The organism is Tunturiibacter empetritectus (assembly GCF_013410875.1).
Lineage (GTDB): Bacteria > Acidobacteriota > Terriglobia > Terriglobales > Acidobacteriaceae > Edaphobacter > Edaphobacter empetritectus.
Window position 1 is genome coordinate 1,077,130 of sequence record NZ_JACCCU010000002.1, and the last position, 17,702, is coordinate 1,094,831.

The 17,702-nt window shown below is 59.6% G+C and carries 16 protein-coding genes; 8 read left to right on the plus strand and 8 right to left on the minus strand.

Features of this window, described 5'->3' with window-relative positions:
- Positions 1-74 precede the first annotated feature (74 nt).
- From HDF08_RS16725 to HDF08_RS16735, 3 genes are all read right to left on the minus strand, one after another.
- The gene (locus HDF08_RS16725) at positions 75-3,365 is read right to left on the minus strand and encodes a DUF3857 domain-containing protein (RefSeq protein WP_179639723.1); all 3,291 of its coding nucleotides are present in this window, start codon (positions 3,363-3,365) and stop codon (positions 75-77) included.
- Positions 3,366-3,489: 124 nt separating this feature from the next.
- Positions 3,490-4,194: a hypothetical protein gene (locus tag HDF08_RS16730; RefSeq protein ID WP_179639724.1), complete on the minus strand. Its 705-nt coding sequence runs from the start codon at positions 4,192-4,194 to the stop codon at positions 3,490-3,492.
- Between the two features lie 210 nt (positions 4,195-4,404).
- Entirely contained in the window at positions 4,405-5,031 is a 627-nt protein-coding gene (locus tag HDF08_RS16735; protein ID WP_257031192.1) for a hypothetical protein, read from the minus strand.
- 287 nt (positions 5,032-5,318) lie between these two features.
- On the opposite strand from HDF08_RS16735, the gene HDF08_RS16740 reads away from it, so the two are divergent.
- From HDF08_RS16740 to HDF08_RS16750, 3 genes are all read left to right on the plus strand, one after another.
- Positions 5,319-6,449, plus strand: coding sequence for an NADH:flavin oxidoreductase/NADH oxidase (locus HDF08_RS16740; protein WP_373563214.1), 1,131 nt, complete (start codon positions 5,319-5,321; stop codon positions 6,447-6,449).
- A gap of 115 nt (positions 6,450-6,564) precedes the next feature.
- Positions 6,565-7,095 (plus strand): MerR family transcriptional regulator, encoded by a 531-nt coding sequence (locus HDF08_RS16745; RefSeq protein WP_179639725.1) that lies wholly within the window; start codon positions 6,565-6,567, stop codon positions 7,093-7,095.
- A gap of 2 nt (positions 7,096-7,097) precedes the next feature.
- Entirely contained in the window at positions 7,098-7,475 is a 378-nt protein-coding gene (locus HDF08_RS16750) for a hypothetical protein (RefSeq protein ID WP_179639726.1), read from the plus strand.
- A 4-nt stretch (positions 7,476-7,479) separates the two neighbouring features.
- On the opposite strand, the gene HDF08_RS16755 is transcribed toward HDF08_RS16750, so the two are convergent.
- Positions 7,480-8,415 (minus strand): YeiH family protein, encoded by a 936-nt coding sequence (locus HDF08_RS16755; RefSeq protein WP_179639727.1) that lies wholly within the window; start codon positions 8,413-8,415, stop codon positions 7,480-7,482.
- Positions 8,416-8,497: 82 nt separating this feature from the next.
- Positions 8,498-9,418, minus strand: a complete 921-nt coding sequence (locus tag HDF08_RS16760; protein WP_179639728.1) for a LysR substrate-binding domain-containing protein — start codon at positions 9,416-9,418, stop codon at positions 8,498-8,500.
- A gap of 71 nt (positions 9,419-9,489) precedes the next feature.
- Here HDF08_RS16760 and murJ point away from each other — a divergent pair, with 71 nt between their 5' ends.
- Entirely contained in the window at positions 9,490-11,139 is a 1,650-nt protein-coding gene (gene murJ, locus HDF08_RS16765; protein WP_353069837.1) for a murein biosynthesis integral membrane protein MurJ, read from the plus strand.
- A gap of 128 nt (positions 11,140-11,267) precedes the next feature.
- Here the strand turns inward: murJ and iscX are convergent, their stop codons facing one another.
- The gene (iscX, locus tag HDF08_RS16770; RefSeq protein WP_179639729.1) at positions 11,268-11,483 is read right to left on the minus strand and encodes a Fe-S cluster assembly protein IscX; all 216 of its coding nucleotides are present in this window, start codon (positions 11,481-11,483) and stop codon (positions 11,268-11,270) included.
- A 79-nt stretch (positions 11,484-11,562) separates the two neighbouring features.
- Here iscX and HDF08_RS16775 point away from each other — a divergent pair, with 79 nt between their 5' ends.
- Positions 11,563-12,651 carry a PGN_0703 family putative restriction endonuclease gene (locus HDF08_RS16775; protein WP_179639730.1) on the plus strand — a complete coding sequence of 363 codons (1,089 nt, stop codon included), beginning with the start codon at positions 11,563-11,565 and terminating at the stop codon, positions 12,649-12,651.
- Positions 12,652-12,666: 15 nt separating this feature from the next.
- On the opposite strand, the gene HDF08_RS16780 is transcribed toward HDF08_RS16775, so the two are convergent.
- Together HDF08_RS16780 and hscA are read right to left on the minus strand one after the other, a co-directional pair.
- Positions 12,667-13,101 (minus strand): 2Fe-2S iron-sulfur cluster-binding protein, encoded by a 435-nt coding sequence (locus tag HDF08_RS16780; protein WP_179639731.1) that lies wholly within the window; start codon positions 13,099-13,101, stop codon positions 12,667-12,669.
- Between the two features lie 3 nt (positions 13,102-13,104).
- Positions 13,105-15,174, minus strand: a complete 2,070-nt coding sequence (gene hscA, locus HDF08_RS16785) for a Fe-S protein assembly chaperone HscA (protein ID WP_179639732.1) — start codon at positions 15,172-15,174, stop codon at positions 13,105-13,107.
- 107 nt (positions 15,175-15,281) lie between these two features.
- Here hscA and HDF08_RS16790 point away from each other — a divergent pair, with 107 nt between their 5' ends.
- From HDF08_RS16790 to HDF08_RS16800, 3 genes are all read left to right on the plus strand, one after another.
- Positions 15,282-16,103: a helix-turn-helix domain-containing protein gene (locus HDF08_RS16790; protein WP_179639733.1), complete on the plus strand. Its 822-nt coding sequence runs from the start codon at positions 15,282-15,284 to the stop codon at positions 16,101-16,103.
- A 160-nt stretch (positions 16,104-16,263) separates the two neighbouring features.
- A complete protein-coding gene (locus HDF08_RS16795; RefSeq protein ID WP_179639734.1) occupies positions 16,264-16,719 on the plus strand; it encodes a VOC family protein in 456 nt (151 codons plus the stop codon).
- A 155-nt stretch (positions 16,720-16,874) separates the two neighbouring features.
- Complete coding sequence (locus HDF08_RS16800; RefSeq protein ID WP_179639735.1) at positions 16,875-17,372, plus strand: DinB family protein; 498 nt, start codon at positions 16,875-16,877, stop codon at positions 17,370-17,372.
- Positions 17,373-17,702: the final 330 nt, after the last annotated feature.

The window sequence follows — 17,702 nt, forward strand, 5'->3', positions numbered from 1 at the left end:
TTGCGCTTGATGATATCAGCATCCACCCACCCGAACGAACCGCCGCCATCAGCCCAATCCGTCTCCGCCAAAGCCTAAGGCTCCATCACCACCTCACAAACATTCGCATGACAGTTCAGGAACCCCGTCTTAACAAGTTGCGCCTGTGAACCCGCCGGCCAGAACCCCGCAACCGCCAGCGTCTTCACCCACTCCTCCCCGCCCTCCATCGCCTTCGACCCCATGGCTTCAGCCCGCACCACCTTCCCCTGGCTTAGCAGCAGACGATACTCCATCGTTCCCGACATCCCCTTCGCCGCCCCCAGCGGAATCGTACGAAGTTCCTGCAGAGTATGCGCATCATGCGGCCCTGGTTTCACTCCCGCCTTCCGCAGCGCCTCCGACCGCTTCCCCAACTCAATCTTCTTCTCTCCAGGAGCCTTCTTCACCCCCATAGCGTCATAGTCAGGAATCGTGGCGCCCGCAAGCTCGTAGGCCGTCAGAGCCGCACTCTTATCGCCCGTCTTCTCCAGCAACTGCGCCAGATGCTCTCCCTCCTCCGCGTTCTGATTGCTCCTCCACGAAGCCTGGATGTAGCTCACCGCCTCCGGCAACCTCCCTTCGCGATAGAGAATCCATCCCATCGTGTCCCAGGTCGCTGCAATCAATTGTGACTTGGCAGCCAGCATCTGTGGATTCTCATCGAGCGTCCACGTCTTGCTCTCCTCCTCCATCTTGCCCAGCGCAGTCCGCGTCGCCGTCTCTGCTGCCGGTAGTTCAAGCCCCGCATCCGCAAGCTCATAAGCGCTGTTATTCATCATCAGAGGATCTTCCGTACTCTGCATCAAGCCGAGCAACGTAGCGCGCCCCTGCTCTTTCTCTCCCGCCATAATCTGCGCCTTCCCCAGCGCAAGCTGAAGGCTTGCATCTTTCTTCTTATCCTCCGGAAGCTTGGCAACCGCAGATTCCGCCACCAAAACGGCCTCCGTAGCATTCTTATCCTCAAGAAGCATGCCCACCAAAGCTACGACGGGCGTTGGATTATCTCCCTGAGCAGCACTCCAGCTCTTCAAAGTCTCCATCGCATCCTTACGCCGTCCCATATTCCTCTGCAACTGCCCTAACATCCCATACGCCGCATACTGCTCCGGATGAGCCTTCAGCTCCGTTTGATAGTCTTCAATCGCCTTCGACATCTCTCCCTGCGAGAATGCAAGGTATCCATAAGTCGTCCAGAGTCCGATCTGTCTTTCATTCAAGTTCTTCGCACTATCCAACTTGGTCTGCGCCGTACTGAAGTCACGTTGCTGCACCGCCTTCCACGCGTCCTGAATCAGCTTCTGCGCCTCTGCATTGTTAACCGTCGCGGTGGGCGATCCCGTCAAACCGGCGCCCTCCGCCACCTTGCTCATCCCCGTCAGCTGCACATACTGTTCATTCCCCAGATCGACTGCATCCGCCCACTTCTTGTAGTTCTTCCAGTCACTCACCGGAACCTTGTCCTGCAACACCTCGATTCGTCGTTCCGTATATAGAGTCCCTTTTTCAAACCGGTACGTCTGGTCATACGTCGCATAAGCCGACCTCTGATGCACCGCCTCAGGAAGCTCGACACCCCAACCCTGCGGCAGCTTCATCTCCGCCGTCGAAGTCTCAGTCCTTGGAACACCGAGTAAGATCGCGCGAACCGGAGGCGTCTTATCGTCCGGTCTCGTAAGCAGCACCGGCGCGATCTGCGGAAGAATTCGGTAGTTATCCCAGTCGCCTCCCTTCTCTCGCTTGTAGTCGTAACTGATCTTTAGTGGCTCTGCCGTATCGTCAGGTTTGCTCACCTCGGAGTGGCTCGTCGTTCCCTGATAACCGATATTCTGCGACATCTGCTGCACTACCTGGTCATACTGCGCAGGTGACAGCTGCCGCAACACGCTCCGCATCAACAACTCATCATCGCCGCGAAACGTTATCGACAGCCGGGAGTTCGAAGTCCCATCCTTATCCAGCGAGCCCTCCGCATGCATCGCCTGATACGAAGCAAAAGGAGGCTTTTCCGGTGTCCGTTCCACCTGCGCAACTCCAGTACTCGGAATCACCAGCGCCTGCTTGTCGCGAATCGAGTACATCAGCATCTTGTACGGAGCGACCTCCGCCGTCGCATCCAGCCACACATCCTTCCCATCTATAGGAACCATCGTGATCAGGTGATTGAACGCCGCGGGCGAAGGGACCGCCTCGTTGAACCGAATCCCCGCACCAATCAACACCGCATCCGGGTGCAACCCCAAAGCCTCCAGCATCGAGGCCAACAGCGTGTGCTTGTCCTTGCAGTCCCCATACCGGTTCTGCATCACATCCTCCGCGCGATGCGGCTGATACCGACCCACACTAAACGCAACTCCGATGTACCGTATCTGCGTCGCCACATACCCATACACCGCGCGAACCTTCTCCTCCTCCGTCGTCTTCCCCGCCGTCAACTCCGCAACCTTCGCCTTGATCTCCTCATCCGGCACCGTCCGGTCCTTCTCCAGACCTCGATACCATCCACCCACATCCTCCCAGCTCTTGAAGTTCGTCCACTCAATCATAGGCAGCTTGCCCTGCGTCGCCTCCAACTCCAGCTCCGGCGTCCACACCACCTTGCTCTTGGCCTCTTTCGCCGCATCAGCCTCCTTGCCCACGGTCGGCTTCAGCTGCGAGTTCTCCCATCGCAGTACCCTGTACCCGCCCGCAGTCGTCTCCGTCGGCTTCAACGTAGGGCTCCACACATTTACAAATGCATCCTTCGGAACCCGCAGCTCAACCGATTGAGACAGGATCACCGCATCTTCGAAGAAGGTCTCCTGACCCCAGAAGTGACCCGGAGCCTCTGCCTTGGTTCGCACGATCTTTGCCTGCCACTCCAGCGTGTCGCCAACGCTCAAACTCCGAATCGGAAGCTGCTTCTGCTTCAGGTCGCTATAAAACGGAGCCGCCTGCGTCACCGGATCGGGCTGCTCCATTGCGCCGCTCACCGGCGTCTCCACCACCGTTCCATCCGGGCGCTTCACCCTGGCATAGACAATCTCAACACTCTCCGAACTACTCGCAAAGGCAATGCTGAGCACGCCAAACTGCTTCACCGCGCCTTCGGTCAACACCTGAGCCGACGTCGTCAGCAATCGCCAACCCGTACCGTCTGCCTCCACCTGATACACCCTGTCCATATGCTGAATAATGCCTGGTTCTCCAGAGTAGTCTGGGGAGCTTGCCGCACCCTTCGCACTTGATGCGGGCGCGGACAACGGCAAATTCTTGACAGGAATATGTTCCGGCGGAGTCGGGCTTTGACCGAACGCGAAGGCAGAGAGAACTAGCAGAGGAGCACAGCGAAACAAAGTAGCTTTCATAATCTCTCTGCTGTGTATAGCAGAACCTAATTCAACGAACCACGGAATTCATTACGTCACAAGCGCTGAACCCCTCGAAAACGATCGAATTACCACAAAGGTCGTAGAAATCCCCCAACGAAACCTAAGCCGACACCTTTCGCCGCATCCGCATAAATCCACCCAGCGCCCCGCCCACGGTCGACAACACCAGCAGCACGCCCGACACCATCGCAAACCCCGCAAGCATAATCCCCGCCCGCGCCTCCGGCGAGTACAAAAAACGCACCACATCCGGCGGCTCCGGCGTCGTCGCAGCAGCTTTTTCAACCTGGGCATGCAGCGTCTGCGTCAGCTCCGCATCGAACCCCGCCATGTTATGCAGACCAAACCTCGCCACCAGCCCCGCACCCGCCATCGCGACCGCAAGACACGAGACCAGGGCCAGCCCCACCACCACCCCAATCCGCGCTCCGATCCCGGCATCCATCCACGCCAGCGGCTTCCTCTTCTGATACAGCGCCAGCGTAATCATCGACCCGCTGATCGTCCACAGCCACGTCAGCGGCGACACCAGCTGCACCCGTGCCGACAACACACTCAGCACCGCCGCCACAACCGCCACCAGCAGTGCGCACCGAATCGCAGTCTTCCACTCCACCTGCTGCGGCCGCGGGGGCGGCATCGCGCCGGTCGTATCGCCTTCCGCGCCGTTGCTCTGCTCTTCCCCGTTGCTCTGCAGCTCATAGTCCTGCAGATAGATCTGCGGCGAACCGCAGTGGGGACAGAACGGCGAATCGCCAACACTGGCAGCAAGCTCGCCTCCGCAACGATGACAGTACTCATGCATATCTTATGAAGCTACCCCACCCCAAAGGGCGCGGCAAGCGACCGCCTCCAGACCGCCACTGCGTGTCCTGCGGGACGAGAAGATGACGCCGAACAACGGGAGGACGAGAGTGATCATTCCTGCAGAGAAAGGTATACACGTCACGAAGTGACCGCCCCACGCGAAATGGGCCCGTCCGGCAGGACACGTCTTCAGGAAACACAATCCGCATCACTGCTTGTTCGAGTCGTCCCCATCTCCTACCGAGATATGCCCCGGCAGATCCAGCGCCACCATCCCGATCTTCGTTCCGCCACCATCGGGATCGATCCCGACAATGTGCTGATGCTGCTTCGACCCAGCCTTCAGCTCCAGCTTGCCCGAAAGATCATTGTCCACCTTGATGTGGTTCTTCTGATCATCGGCGCACGTCAACCCCTCAGCGGTCTGCGTCTGCGAGCTCACCGGCTTGTCGTTCTGGCACTGGATCACATCGCCATACCGTCCCAGTGCTTTTTTGTAAAAGGCAGTCACCTGGTCCGGACTATCCGGCGTCGTGTAGCTGGCCGCCTTCACCTTGAGCGAAAAGCTGCCGAAGCTGAGATTGATGTCTGCCGCGCCATCGTTCTTGTCCTTCTTCCTCACCAATACCGCGCCCGGATACACCGGCAGCCCAATCCCATCGACCACAGCAGATTCGTTCGTCTTCACCGACATACCGCCAAACGGCGTAGCGATCTTCACGTTATCCGCGTCGCCATGTTTATCGTTCTCAATCCGGCACCCGGTCATCAACATCGTCGACGCTGCAATCGTCGCTGCCAACATCGACGCCGCCGCACTCTGATTCACCCTCATCTCAGCCTCCATCCGATCAGAGAAACAATACGCTCTCTTGTCCTGTCGGGTTCCATTCCCCCGGGCACGCAAAAAAAACAACGAAACCGTGGCGCTTTTTTCGGAGCTCAAATAACCGCTGTCTGCTCACCACGTTCACCACGCATTTCACCACAACCACACCATCAAAACACCACAAAAATCTCTGGCTTTTCCCAAAACCCGCCCAAAAACCACCACAAAATTTAATTCCTGCGCACAACTATCGATCCCTCACATCCAAATCCACTTCGCCACATCCAATAGGAGTGCCTCAGCCCATCAACCACCTCTTCGCTCCTCTCAAGCTCCGCAGCCTCACGCTTCCCAACCGAATCGCCGTCTCCCCCATGTGCGAATACTCTTCGGTCGACGGTTTTGCCAACGATTGGCACCTCGTCCACCTCGGAAGCCGCGCCATTGGCGGTGCCGGCCTCGTCATCACGGAAGCCAATGCAGTCAGCCCCGAATCCCGCATCACCCCCGGCGACCTCGGCATCTGGAAAGACGAACACATCCCCGAACTCAACCGCATCACCACCTTCCTCCACCAGCACGGCGCCTACGCCGGAACCCAGCTAGCCCACGCCGGCCGCAAAGCCAGCATGTCCCTCCCTTGGGATCCAGTCCGCACCATGCCCGCCGCCGAAGGCGGTTGGCAGCCCGTAGCCCCCTCCGCCATCCGCTTCGACGAGGCGTATCCCCTCCCCACCGCCCTCGATCGCGCCGGCATGGACAAGATCGTCGCCGACTTCGTAGCAGCCACCCACCGCGCCCTCACCGCCGGCTTCGACCTCGTCGAAATCCACGCAGCGCACGGCTATCTCCTGCATGAGTTCCTCTCCCCGCTCTCCAATCAACGCACCGACGAGTACGGCGGAAGCTTTGAAAATCGGGTCCGTTTCCCCCTCGAGATCGTTCGCGCCGTCCGTGCCGCATGGCCCCAGCATCTCCCTCTCTTCGTCCGCATCTCAGCCACCGACTGGGCACCGGAGTCACTCGGCCCAAGCTGGGATCTTCCCCAATCCGTCGCTTTCTCGAGACTCCTTAAACAGGCCGACATCGATCTGGTAGACGTCTCCACCGGCGGCAATCACCCCGCCCAGCAGATTCCCGTAGGCTCCGGCTATCAGGTTCACCACTCCGACACCATCCACCGCGAGGCCGAGATCCCCACCGCAGCCGTCGGCATGATCACCGAGCCAGCCCAAGCCGACCAGATCATCCGCACCGGTCAGGCCGACCTCATCCTCCTGGCGCGCGAGCTCCTCCGCAACCCCTACTGGCCGCTTCACGCGGCGGCGGTCCTTCACCAATCCACCACCTGGCCTGTCCAATATGTCCGCAGCGCCCGCGGAAAGACTGAGCCACGCCAGCCCGTCTCCACCCCAGTTGCCTGAAATTCAACAGCCCTCACCAGGGAAAAATTACAAACCATGCCGACCGAGTGGCCTATACTGGCAGCAGCCGAACGATAGGCCACTCCGCCGGGCAGGCGGTTCCGGAGCTCCTGGCATGGCGCAGCACCAGCCAATCCGCAAAACCACCCCACCCTCCGGGTCTGACATCCCCGGCGGCATCCCCGATAAGCTCTACTTTCGCATCGGTGAGGTCGCCAAACTCTGCGACGTCCCCGCCTATGTCCTGCGCTTCTGGGAGAGCGAGTTCCCTCAACTCAAGCCACACAAAGGCGGCACAGGCCAGCGGCTCTATCGCCGGCGAGACGTCGAGATGGCGCTCCGCATCAAGAGCCTCCTCTACAGTGAGGGCTACACCATCCCCGGCGCTCGTCAGGTCTTCAAAAGTGAACTCAGACATAGCGAGCCGCAACTGGCTCTCACCATCGAAGGCGCACCCACCAGCATCGACTCGCGCCAGCTCCGCAAACTGCACAAAGATCTTCGCGATCTCCATACTCTGCTCTCTAAATCACCAGCCCGTCCCACCGTACACACGATCCGCGCTCCACGTACACCGAACACCCCGCGACGAACTCCGGAAAGGCTCTTCAACCTTCCACTCCTTCCCGAAGGGGACAAGAGTTGAAGATGAGATTCAACGAAAGCTACAAGGAAAGCTCTCGCCGCAGGCACTCCTCCCGCGATCGCGCCCCCTACCTCGGAACCGAGTCTCGCAACGGCGCTCCCATCCGTTGTCAGTTTTGCCCCGGTCAAAACTTCCGCCGCTCTAGCCTTCGCTCGCAAGACCTCACCGAAATACTCCTCATGCGCTATCCCGTCCGCTGCCTCCGCTGCAGTCAGCGCCAGATGGTCAGCTTCACCGTAGCCGGCATCTCCATCTCTTCCAGCATCAAAATAAAAAAAAGAGGCAGTCGACACAGCCTCCCTACCCAATGGAAAGACCCCTTCAAGGATAGAAGCGGCGATCAGCCGCGAGCCACTGTCTCGACGCCGCCCGATCGCTAGTTCCTCATAGTGAAATCCATCCCACATGGATCGCCCATAGCGACAAGCTCGCCACCACAATCCAAAGCGTAATCCCCTGCACCATCGGCCTTACTCCAACTTCTTTCAATGTCTCCCGCGTAATGCCGGTCCCGATCAAAAACAGCACTACAGTCAAAGCAGCGCGCCCCAACCGGTTCAGAGCAGAAAACAAGGGCACAGCCTGCGGAATATACCGCGGCAGGTAACTCGCCGCTACCGCCGCAAAGCAGAAGTACAGAATGAACCACGGCCATGGCACCTTCGCTTTGCTCTTCTTCAGCATCGCCGTAGCAATCGCCAGCGGCACAATCCACAGTGCCCGCGCCAGCTTCACTGTCGTCCCCACAGCCAGCGCCGTAGGTCCATACTTAGCACCTGCGCCCACCACCGAACTGGTGTCATGAATCGCCAGCGCCGACCACAGCCCAAACTGCGTTTGCGAAAAGTTCAGCAGATGTCCAATCAATGGAAACAGCAGCAGCGCTACCGAGTTCAGCACAAACACAGTACCCAGCGAAACAGCCATCTCCTCCTCATTCGCATTCAGCACCGGCCCCATCGCCGCAATCGCGCTCCCTCCGCAGATCGCCGTCCCGAAGCTGATCAGCAGCGACTGTGTCTTCCCCACCTGCAGCAACTTGCCCAGAGCGACACCCAGCGCCAGCGCAAACGTAATGCTGATCGCCGTATACAAGAACCCCGATGCCCCGGCGTGCACTACTTCCTTCAAATTCATCCCAAATCCCAGGCAGACCACCGCAGCCTGCAGCAGAAACTTTGAAAGATTCCGACCTTCCCCATGAAATGTATGCACCGTACTCAGGCCAAACGCGAGCCCCGCAGCCAACGCAAGCGGAGGCCCGATCAGCCCGCTCGCCGAAATGATAATTCCGATATAAAAGAGGTTCTTCTTCCACATGCTTAAAGCATGCGCGTGCCTGTCTACCCAGTCGAGAAGTACTTTCCAATTGGTGATAAGTATTACTTATCGCCAACATTATCTAGCGAACGTCAATCGCTCCCACGGCGAATCCCTGAAACGCAGCCGCTGCCCCCGTCAATTCGGTACCAGCCAGCCAAACGAAGCTAAAGTCCCGCCGAATCTCCAGCCCCTTAACCGCAACGACCTTTACCGCTCCCAGCCGCAAGACCTTTCCCAGCGCCCAACGCGAAACAAACCCCACACCCAGCTCTGCCTCCACGCCCGAAATAATCGCTTCGGTCGAATCCAACTCCACCGCAACCTGCAAGGACCGCAGCGGCAGCCCCATCTTCTTCAAGGCCCGCTCCACCACCCGCCGCGATCCTGACCCGCGCTCTCTCAATAACAGCGGCACCTTCGTCAACTCCGCCACCTCAATCGCTCCGCCTTTGCGCAACACCCACGCATGATTCGGACTAGCAATCAGCACCATCTCGTCCTGCACCATGCGCTCAGTCTTCACATCCCGCCGCATCGCTGGCCCCTCAATAATCCCCAGCGCAACCTTCTTCTCCGCCACCGCCTCCACAATCTGTTCTGTATTCCCACTCACCAGGGAAAGCTTCACCTGCGAATGCTGCTTCAAGAACGCTCCAAGGATCCGCGGTAAAAGATATTGAGCCACCGTCGTCGATGCACCAAGCTTCAACGGACCCGCAGCCTCGTGATTCAACATGGCCAGCGCCCGCCTCGCCTCCACCATCGTCTCCGCAGCCGCATTCGCATACCCCAGTAGTACTCGCCCTGCTTCGGTCAGCGAGATCTGGCTCCCATGCCCTGCGCCTCTCGCACGGTCGAACAACTGCACTCCAACCTCCTCCTCCAGCGCATGCACATGCTGACTCACCGCCGGCTGGCTCAGATGCAACACCTCCGCCGCCTTGCGAAAGCTCAACTCCTCCGCCACCGCCCGAAACACCCGCAACCGAAAGTTCTCCAAACCCACTCCTCACCACGAACCAGACCCGCCACCCATCAGCATAAGCCCACCCGATAAAATCAACTCAACCCGTGTCCATCAACGAAGATCCCAACCCGGCCGTCAACCCTCTCGAATCCGCTACCATCGAGCCCCTCATCGCCCCTGGCATCGAACGCAACCCTCGCCGCAGCCTCTTCGCTCTCCTCCACCCCTCCTCGTCGCAGAGCGCCTTCTCCGCCACGCTCCTCCTCATGCTCTCCACCCTCCTCTCCGGAGTCCTCGGCCTCATCCGCACCAAGTACATCAACCGCATCTTCGGAGCCAGCCCCGAAACCGACGCCTACAACGCCGCCTTTCAGCTACCCGACATGCTCGCCTACTTCCTCGTCGGCGGGGTCGTCTCCATCTCGCTCGTCACCATCCTCAGTCGCTACCGGGCGCAAAACGACGAAGCAGGCGCAGACCGCGCACTCTCCATCATCCTCAACGCCATGGCCGCCGTGCTTCTCCTCGGCATCGTCATCGCGGAGATCTTCGCCCCCTATTACACCCACATCGCCTTCCGCGGCTTCGATCCCCATCGCGCCGCCCTCTGCACCGCACTCACCCGCCTCCTGCTCCCCGCGCAGTTCTTCTTCTTCCTCGGCGGAGTCTTAGGCTCCCGCCTCCTTGTCCGAAAGATCTTTCTCTACCAGGCCATCAGCCCGCTCATCTATAACGCCGGCATCATCGTCGGAGCTATCTTCCTCCACCAACGCTTCGGCATCTACTCTCTTGCCATCGGAGTGCTAGCCGGAGTCATCCTTGGCCCAGCCGCACTCAATCTCTACGGAGCCTTCCACGGCGGCCTCCGCTATCACCCCATCCTCAACCTCCGCCACCCAGCCTTCCTCGAATGGCTGCGACTCACCCTCCCTCTCATGATCGGCGTCTCCCTCGTCACCGCCGACAAGTGGATACTCAGCTACTTCGCCTCAAATGACGTAGGCGGCATCAGCCTCCTCACCGTAGCCAAGACGCTCTTCACCGCTCCCATGGGTATCCTCGGCCAAGCCGCAGGAGCAGCCTCGCTCCCCTTCTTCTCCGCCCTCTACAGCCAGAGTCGATTCGACGACTTCGCCAACGCCGTCAACCGCTCCGTCTCCCGAGTTCTAGCCGCATCCTTCCTCCTCGGAGCGTGGATGATCGCCCTCGCCAACCCAATCGTCGATCTCTTCCGCGGCGGCTCCTTCACGCCAGAAGATGCCCGCGCCACTGCGCTCTACTTCACTCTCTTCACCCTCTCCATTGCTTTTTGGGCCGCTCAGGGAATCTACGCCCGCTCCTTCTACGCCGCCGGCAACACCATAACGCCCGCCACCGCTGGGTGGATCGTCACCCTCGTCTCCATCCCCATCTACGCGCTTCTCTTTCACACCCTCGGACTCAAAGGCCTCACCATCGCCTCCGACATCGGTATCGTGATTCAAACCCTGACGCTGGCCATCCTCCTCAACCACCGCAAACTGGTCCGTCTCTCTGGACTCGAACTCCGCGAATTAGCCGGCGCACTTCTCGCCGCCATCATCAGCTTTGCCGGAGCAGCCGTCGTCGTCCATCTCATCCCCCTCCACCACAGCCACCTTCGCGATCTCATGATCATTGCCGCCGCCACCGCAGTCTGGGCCGCGTTCTCAATCGCAACCCTCCATCTAACCGGCTCAAAGCTCCTGCATCAAATCCGCTCCCGCATAGCCTAAGCCACGCGCACTCCCAACCAACAGGAGGGGATCTCTCCTCCGAGCAACGCGAGGACCAGGCGAAGCGGTACACAAGTCACGAAGTGACCGCCTCCCGCGCAGGGAGCCCGTCCGGCAGGACAAACCCCTTACTTAGCATCCTCATACTCTTCATTCCAAGCCGTCTGAATCGCCTCCAGAATCCCCTCACTCGACTTCGCGGGATCGCCGACAAATCCCGGCAGCCCCGTCACATACTTGTGCAGATCCGTAAACCGCACCGAATAGGGCTCGATCTCCGGATACTTCTCCTGCAACTGAATCCCAATCTCTTCCGCATCTGTCCAATCAAACTCAAAAGCCATAGCATCCCCCAAATAAACTAATCTCAAGCGGCAAAGAACCGTCTCATCGAAAGACTACAAGAAAACCTGCCACAGTTTTATGACGCATAACCACCAACCCGCTTCAATCCCCTGGTCCGCCTCCCTGCTGCGCCGCGACCTGAACGCCCGCGCCCAGCACCTCGCCGTCACAAGCAATCTTCTGCACGAGCAAACCACCGGCTCCGAGCCCAGCATCCTCTTCGGCCATGAAGACAAGGCAGAGCAAGCCCGTCACGGCAACTTCCATCCCGCCAGCTACGCCGCCATCTGCGCCAACCCAGCCTGGTCCCGTCGCCTCACCAAAGCCCACACCGCCCACCGCCGCGTTCGCGCACACGCTGACTGGCAGTGGAAGGAGCTCGACTGCGCCAACAGCTCCGACGCTCTCCTAATGAACATTTTTTGCCACCCGGGAATCTTCTCTAACGGCCACCTCACCTCCGCCGTTGCGAATCTTCTTGGCGTCCCCGCCGAAACTCAACCCAACTTCGGAATTCATCCCGGCATTCCGCTGAAAAAATCTCCTGCCAGTCGAAAGAAAACAGCCCACATCATCTATCAACAAGAATCGACCGCATCACTCTTCAACGACGCCGACATCCTCACAAATTCGCCACAAACGGAAGAGCAGCAGCATCTCAAAGACCGCACCGAGATCGATCTCCAACTTGGCAAACTCTTTGTCGAAGCCAAGCTCACCGAATCCAACTTCCAAACCGCCAGCCCGCGCCTCATCGAGCGCTACCGCGATCTCGAAACAATCTTCGCCATCGAACGCCTGCCCCACAAAATCATCGCTCCATCACCACACCCATCAGCAGAGGACTTCTCCGACCTTGAAGAGCGATCGCCCAATCCACCCTCACCAATCCCGACGTCTGCGCGTTCACGCACTGTCATCCAGGGCTACCAACTCATCCGCAACGTCCTCGCCGCCTTCGCGTCCAACGCATCCTTCTGCGTCCTCTGCGACGCTCGCCGCCACGACCTCGTCGAAACCTGGTACTCCATTCTCTCCGCTGTCCATCACCCCAACTTCACCTGGCGACTGAAGCTCCTGACATGGCAGGAACTGACATCCGTCCTCCCCGAAGACCTGCAACAATTCCTCGAAGCAAAGTACGGAATTCTTCCAGCGAAACCATAGACCAGGAGACCAGGCTTAAGCTCCCGGCCCGTGGCTAGGCTTACCCTCCTGCACATAGTTCCGATTCCACTTCGGAATCTCCACGACATATGTTCCCGGCTTCTCAATCACCGCCTGGCATCCCAGCCGCGAGTTCAACTGAATATCCGCCGCCGTCTCCATCCGGTCCAACTCCAGATCCTCCGCCTCGCTAATCCCCTGCGCGCCTTCCTTCACGTGGAGATGGCACGTCGTACAAGCGCAAACTCCGCCACACGCGTGATCCAAAAAGATGTCATAGTTCTCCGCTACATCCAGAAACGACATCGGCAGGCCGTGCCCTTCGTAGGGCAGCGTATCGAACGGGAACTCCACCGTTCTGCCCTCAGGCAAAAACGTCACGCGAACCATCCCGTCGCCCGCAGGCTTCGACAGATCCACAGCTTCAGCAACCTTCTTCGTCTCACTCATTATTCAGTCTTCCGTCGACTCTCCGGCCGTAGCCTCATCCTTAACTGATTCCTCAATCTTTGTCGCCTCAACATCCGCGCCTGAACGCGAGCTGCTCACCTGCGCCTTCGCAAAGGGATGAGGAGCCGTTGGTCCCTCTCCCATGCTCTCACCCGCCGCCTCCATCGTCTTCCCCTGCATCGCACCCGAGACCGCAGTATCCATCATCAACTCCGCAAACCTTCGCGTCGCCTTATCCAGCCGCTCGATTCCCGCTCGAATGTCTTTGTAGTTTCCGCCCTGCACCGCCGCCTCTAAAAACGACGCCTGCTCCTCAATCTTCTCTATCTCCACACTCGTCAACATCTGCCACGCAGCATGGCTCTTGCCTTTCTTCACTGCACTTAGAATCGTCTCAGCCTCATTCTTCGCCTCGATCGTCTGCCGCTCCTGAATATCTGTCTCGGCGTTATCGAACGAGTCCAGAATCATTGTCTCCACCTGCTCGTCTGTAAGACCGTAGGTAGGCTTCACCTCGACCTCAGCCTCTTTCCCGCTTCTCTGCTCCCGCGCACTCACATGCAGAATCCCGTTTGCATCGATCAGAAACTTCACCTCGATGCGCGGCAGCCCCGCCACCATCGGCGGAATCCCCTTCAGATCAAACCGCGCCAAAGACCTGCAATCCTTCGCCAACTCCCGCTCTCCCTGCACCACGTGGATCGCAACATTCGTCTGTCCATCCACGCCCGTCGTAAAGTGCTCCGTCGCACTCGCCGGAATCGTCGAGTTCCGTTGAATAATCTTTGCCACCACGCCACCCAGCGCCTCAATCCCCAGCGACAACGGAGTCACATCCAGCAGCAACAGATCCTCAAGCCCCGATCCCGACACAGCCCCACCAGCAAGAATCTGCGCCTGCACCGCGGCCCCCAGCGCCACCACCTCATCCGGATTCAACTCCGTATGCGGCTTCTTCCCACGAGCACCCATCTCAAACAAATCATCCACCAGCGCCCGCACCGCAGGAATTCGCGTCGACCCGCCCACCAGCACCACCTCATCGATCTGCGCCGCGTTCAACCCAGCGTCTTTCAAAGCCTGCCTGCAAGGTCCAGCTGTCCGCGCAATCACGTCGGCAATCAAGCCTTCAAACTGCTCTCGCGAGATCTGCCGCTGATACCTCTTCGCGGGCTTCCCATCGACCGGCGGCAGCTCAACATTCAACGTCGCATTCTTCGCACTCGAAAGCAGAATCTTCGCCTCGATCACAGCCTTGCGCACCGCCTGCACCGCTTCACCATTCCCGCGAACATCCACACCCAGATCCCCGGCAATATCATCCAGCGCAATCGCAATCATCAGGTTGTCGATATCGTCCCCACCCAGGTGCGTATCCCCACCCGTCGCCACCACCTCAAAGATCCCCTCATGCAGCTTCAAAATTGAAACGTCAAATGTCCCGCCGCCAAAGTCATACACCGCAATCAGCCGGTCATCCCCATTGGCGCTCTCGGCAGTTTTCTTATCCAGCCCATAAGCCAGCGCCGCAGCTGTAGGCTCGTTCACCAGACGCAGCACCTCCAGCCCGGCAATCCGTCCCGCATCCTTCGTAGCCTGACGCTGCGCATCATTGAAGTAAGCCGGAACCGTAATCACCGCCTTCGTCACCGGCCCGCCAAAAAACCTCTCCGCATTCTTCTTCAGCTGCTGCAGCACATAAGCCGAGATCTCCGGCGGCGTCAGCATCAACCCGGCCACACTCACCTTCAGCACCTCACCCGGCCTCAAACCCTCCGCCAGCTTGAACGGAAACAGCTTCAGCTCCCCCTGCACATCCTCAATATCCCTGCCCATCAGCCGCTTAGCCGAGTACACCGCGCTCGCCGAGTCCGCCATCAACGTCCCCCGAGCCGCATTCCCCACCATCACCCCGCTATCGGTCCACGCCACCACCGACGGCACCAGGCGCTCACCGTCCTCGCCGGGGATCACCACCGGCGCACCATCCTCCATATATGCCACCAGGGAGTTCGTCGTACCCAGGTCTATCCCGACAACACGCCCGATCCCTACAACCCGCTCCTCCGCCATCGCTTCAAATCCCCTATTCGTCCATCTTCTATTGTCCTACAATCGCATCACCGGCAGAGCCACCCACGGCCATCTCCTTCAGATGACTCACAACTCGAGACAGATGCATGCTTTACCTGGAGCACATTCCCCATCCCGTCCTCGCACCCTTCGTGAAAGCCCTCTGGTACGTTCGCGACCCCCGCGCCACCCACCGGCACGAGCGCGTCCTCCCCACCGGCCGAGCCCAGATCGTCCTCTCCCTCGCCCGCGACCATCTCACCGACGCCAACAACTTCGCCAATCCCCTCAATCACTCGCCCGCCGGCATCTTCCTCGGCATCTACTCCCGCTACCAGCAGATCGACGCCATCGACTTCACCGAACTCATCGGCGTCGTCTTCCACCCCGGCGGCACCGCTGCCTTCTTCCCCGACAACGCCCACGTCTTCACCAACAGCGAAACCGCACTCAGCGATCTCTGGGGCCGCGCCGCCGACAACCTCCGCAACGAGCTCCGCGAGGCTCCCACCCCCAAACAAAAGTTCGCCCTCCTCGAATTCGCCCTTCTCACTCGCCTCTCCCTCAGCAGACAACAACGTCGCGACCCCATCCTCCACTACGCCCTGACCCACCTCGACGCCTCGCCCGGCACCACCACCATCGCCGAGCTCACCCGCACCACCGGCCTCAGCCCCCGCCGTCTCTCCGAGCGCTTCAACCAACACATCGGCATCTCTCCAAAACTCTACTGCCGCATCCAGCGCTTCCAGCAAGCCATCCAGCAGATGCATCGCGGCGCCGACATCCCCTGGGCCGAGCTCGCCCTCGCCTGCGGCTACTACGACCAGTCCCACTTCGCCAACGACTTCCGCGCCTTCTCCGGCCTCAGCGCCACCGACTATTCCACCACCAACCGCATCTGGGCCAACCACATCCCCCTCGATTAGCATGAATTTCATTTGCGACCAACGGGAGCACCAACCGAAGGGGTATACACGTCACGAAGTGACCGCGCCGCGCGCAGCGGGCCCGTCCGGCAGGACATCTCTCTTTCATCACGCCGATTTTTCCAAGACCATCCCCCCGCAACATGGCATCCTTCCAACCATGAACACTTCAATCAGCAGCACACACTCCACCATCATCCCCAGCCTCCGCTACCGCGACGCCCTCGCCGCCATCGAATGGCTCGTCACCGCCTTTGGCTTCAAGAAACAAGCCGTCTTTGTCGGCCCGGACAAAAAAACCGTCCAGCACGCCCAACTCACCTTCGGCAACGGCATGATCATGCTCGGCTCCGTCGACAACGGCGGCGAAGCTGGCAAATTCATGGTCCAGCCCGACGAGATCGGCTTCCGCGAAACGCAGGGCGCGTACCTCGTAGTCCCCAACGCCGACACCATCTACGCCACCGCAAAAGCCGCCGGTGCCGAGATGATCATCGACATCCGCGACATGGACTACGGCGGCCGCCACTTCTCCTGTCGCGACCTCGAAGGTCACACGTGGGGCATCGGCACCTACGATCCCTGGGCCGAACCAGAGCTCAAACCAAAGCCCTAGCCACCAAACGCTCATCCCGACCAACGGGAGGACCCAAGCACCTCATCCTCCCAAACCGGCATACACGTCACGAAGTGACCGCTCCACGCGTAGTGGGCCCGTCCGGCAGGACTGTTCTTAAGGCCATCCCAGCGCCGTCATGATACCGTCTCCAAATGGAATTAAACCCCTACGCCAAAAACCTCGACGGCAACGACCCCATTCCCGTCCTCGCCAGCACCTCCAAGCGCCTCCACACCCTCACCACCGGCCTTACCTACGCCCAACTGACCACCCCACCCGCCCCAGGCAAGTGGAGCATCACAAACATCGTCACCCACCTCGCCGACACCGAACTCGTCTTCTCCTTCCGCCTCCGTCAGACTCTTGCCCCCGCGCTCGACCAGCCCCACCACATCATCCAGCCCTTCGACCAGGACGCCTGGGCTCAGCGCTACGCCGTCTACCCTCTCGAACCCGCGCTCGCTCTCTTCGACGCCATCCGCAACTGGAACCTCCTCTTTCTCGCCACCGTCTCCGACGACGACCGCCACCGCCCCGCAACTCACCCCGAGCGAGGCACCATGACCCTCTGGACCATCGTCGAAACCATGGCCGGCCACGACCTCAACCACCTCCAGCAACTCGAGCGCCTCGCTCAAATAGGCCTCTAACTCTTCTTAAATCCAACAGAGGACTGTGCTACGAAAAGCCCAATCCTCTGCGCTCAAGTAGCTGCAGCGGTAACAACTTACTTGGCTAATCCAAGCCGAAGATGACGCTCGATCAAACGTCATAAACAACGCCGTCAACCTTCACCTTTGAGCACCAGAAACAGTGTGCAATATCCTTGCCAGGTATCAGCTCTGTAAGGTCGAGTCGCCGCCATCGATGGATCCCCAAACAGCAGAGCAAACCTAACACTACGCTCGCTTCATGCTCTCTGTGGGGCCACAGCTTAGCTGCATGAGCCGCAATCTCAGAATCCATCATAGTTGGTATCC

Coding starts and splice junctions, on each gene's coding strand:
- HDF08_RS16725 (WP_179639723.1), bottom strand. CDS start 3,365: ATGAAAGCTACTTTGTTTCGCTGTGCTCCTCTGCTAGTTCTCTCTGCC.
- HDF08_RS16730 (WP_179639724.1), bottom strand. CDS start 4,194: ATGCATGAGTACTGTCATCGTTGCGGAGGCGAGCTTGCTGCCAGTGTT.
- HDF08_RS16735 (WP_257031192.1), bottom strand. CDS start 5,031: ATGAGGGTGAATCAGAGTGCGGCGGCGTCGATGTTGGCAGCGACGATT.
- HDF08_RS16745 (WP_179639725.1), top strand. CDS start 6,565: ATGGCGCAGCACCAGCCAATCCGCAAAACCACCCCACCCTCCGGGTCT.
- HDF08_RS16750 (WP_179639726.1), top strand. CDS start 7,098: ATGAGATTCAACGAAAGCTACAAGGAAAGCTCTCGCCGCAGGCACTCC.
- HDF08_RS16755 (WP_179639727.1), bottom strand. CDS start 8,415: ATGTGGAAGAAGAACCTCTTTTATATCGGAATTATCATTTCGGCGAGC.
- iscX (WP_179639729.1), bottom strand. CDS start 11,483: ATGGCTTTTGAGTTTGATTGGACAGATGCGGAAGAGATTGGGATTCAG.
- HDF08_RS16775 (WP_179639730.1), top strand. CDS start 11,563: ATGACGCATAACCACCAACCCGCTTCAATCCCCTGGTCCGCCTCCCTG.
- HDF08_RS16780 (WP_179639731.1), bottom strand. CDS start 13,101: ATGAGTGAGACGAAGAAGGTTGCTGAAGCTGTGGATCTGTCGAAGCCT.
- hscA (WP_179639732.1), bottom strand. CDS start 15,174: ATGGCGGAGGAGCGGGTTGTAGGGATCGGGCGTGTTGTCGGGATAGAC.
- HDF08_RS16790 (WP_179639733.1), top strand. CDS start 15,282: ATGCTTTACCTGGAGCACATTCCCCATCCCGTCCTCGCACCCTTCGTG.
- HDF08_RS16795 (WP_179639734.1), top strand. CDS start 16,264: ATGAACACTTCAATCAGCAGCACACACTCCACCATCATCCCCAGCCTC.
- HDF08_RS16800 (WP_179639735.1), top strand. CDS start 16,875: ATGGAATTAAACCCCTACGCCAAAAACCTCGACGGCAACGACCCCATT.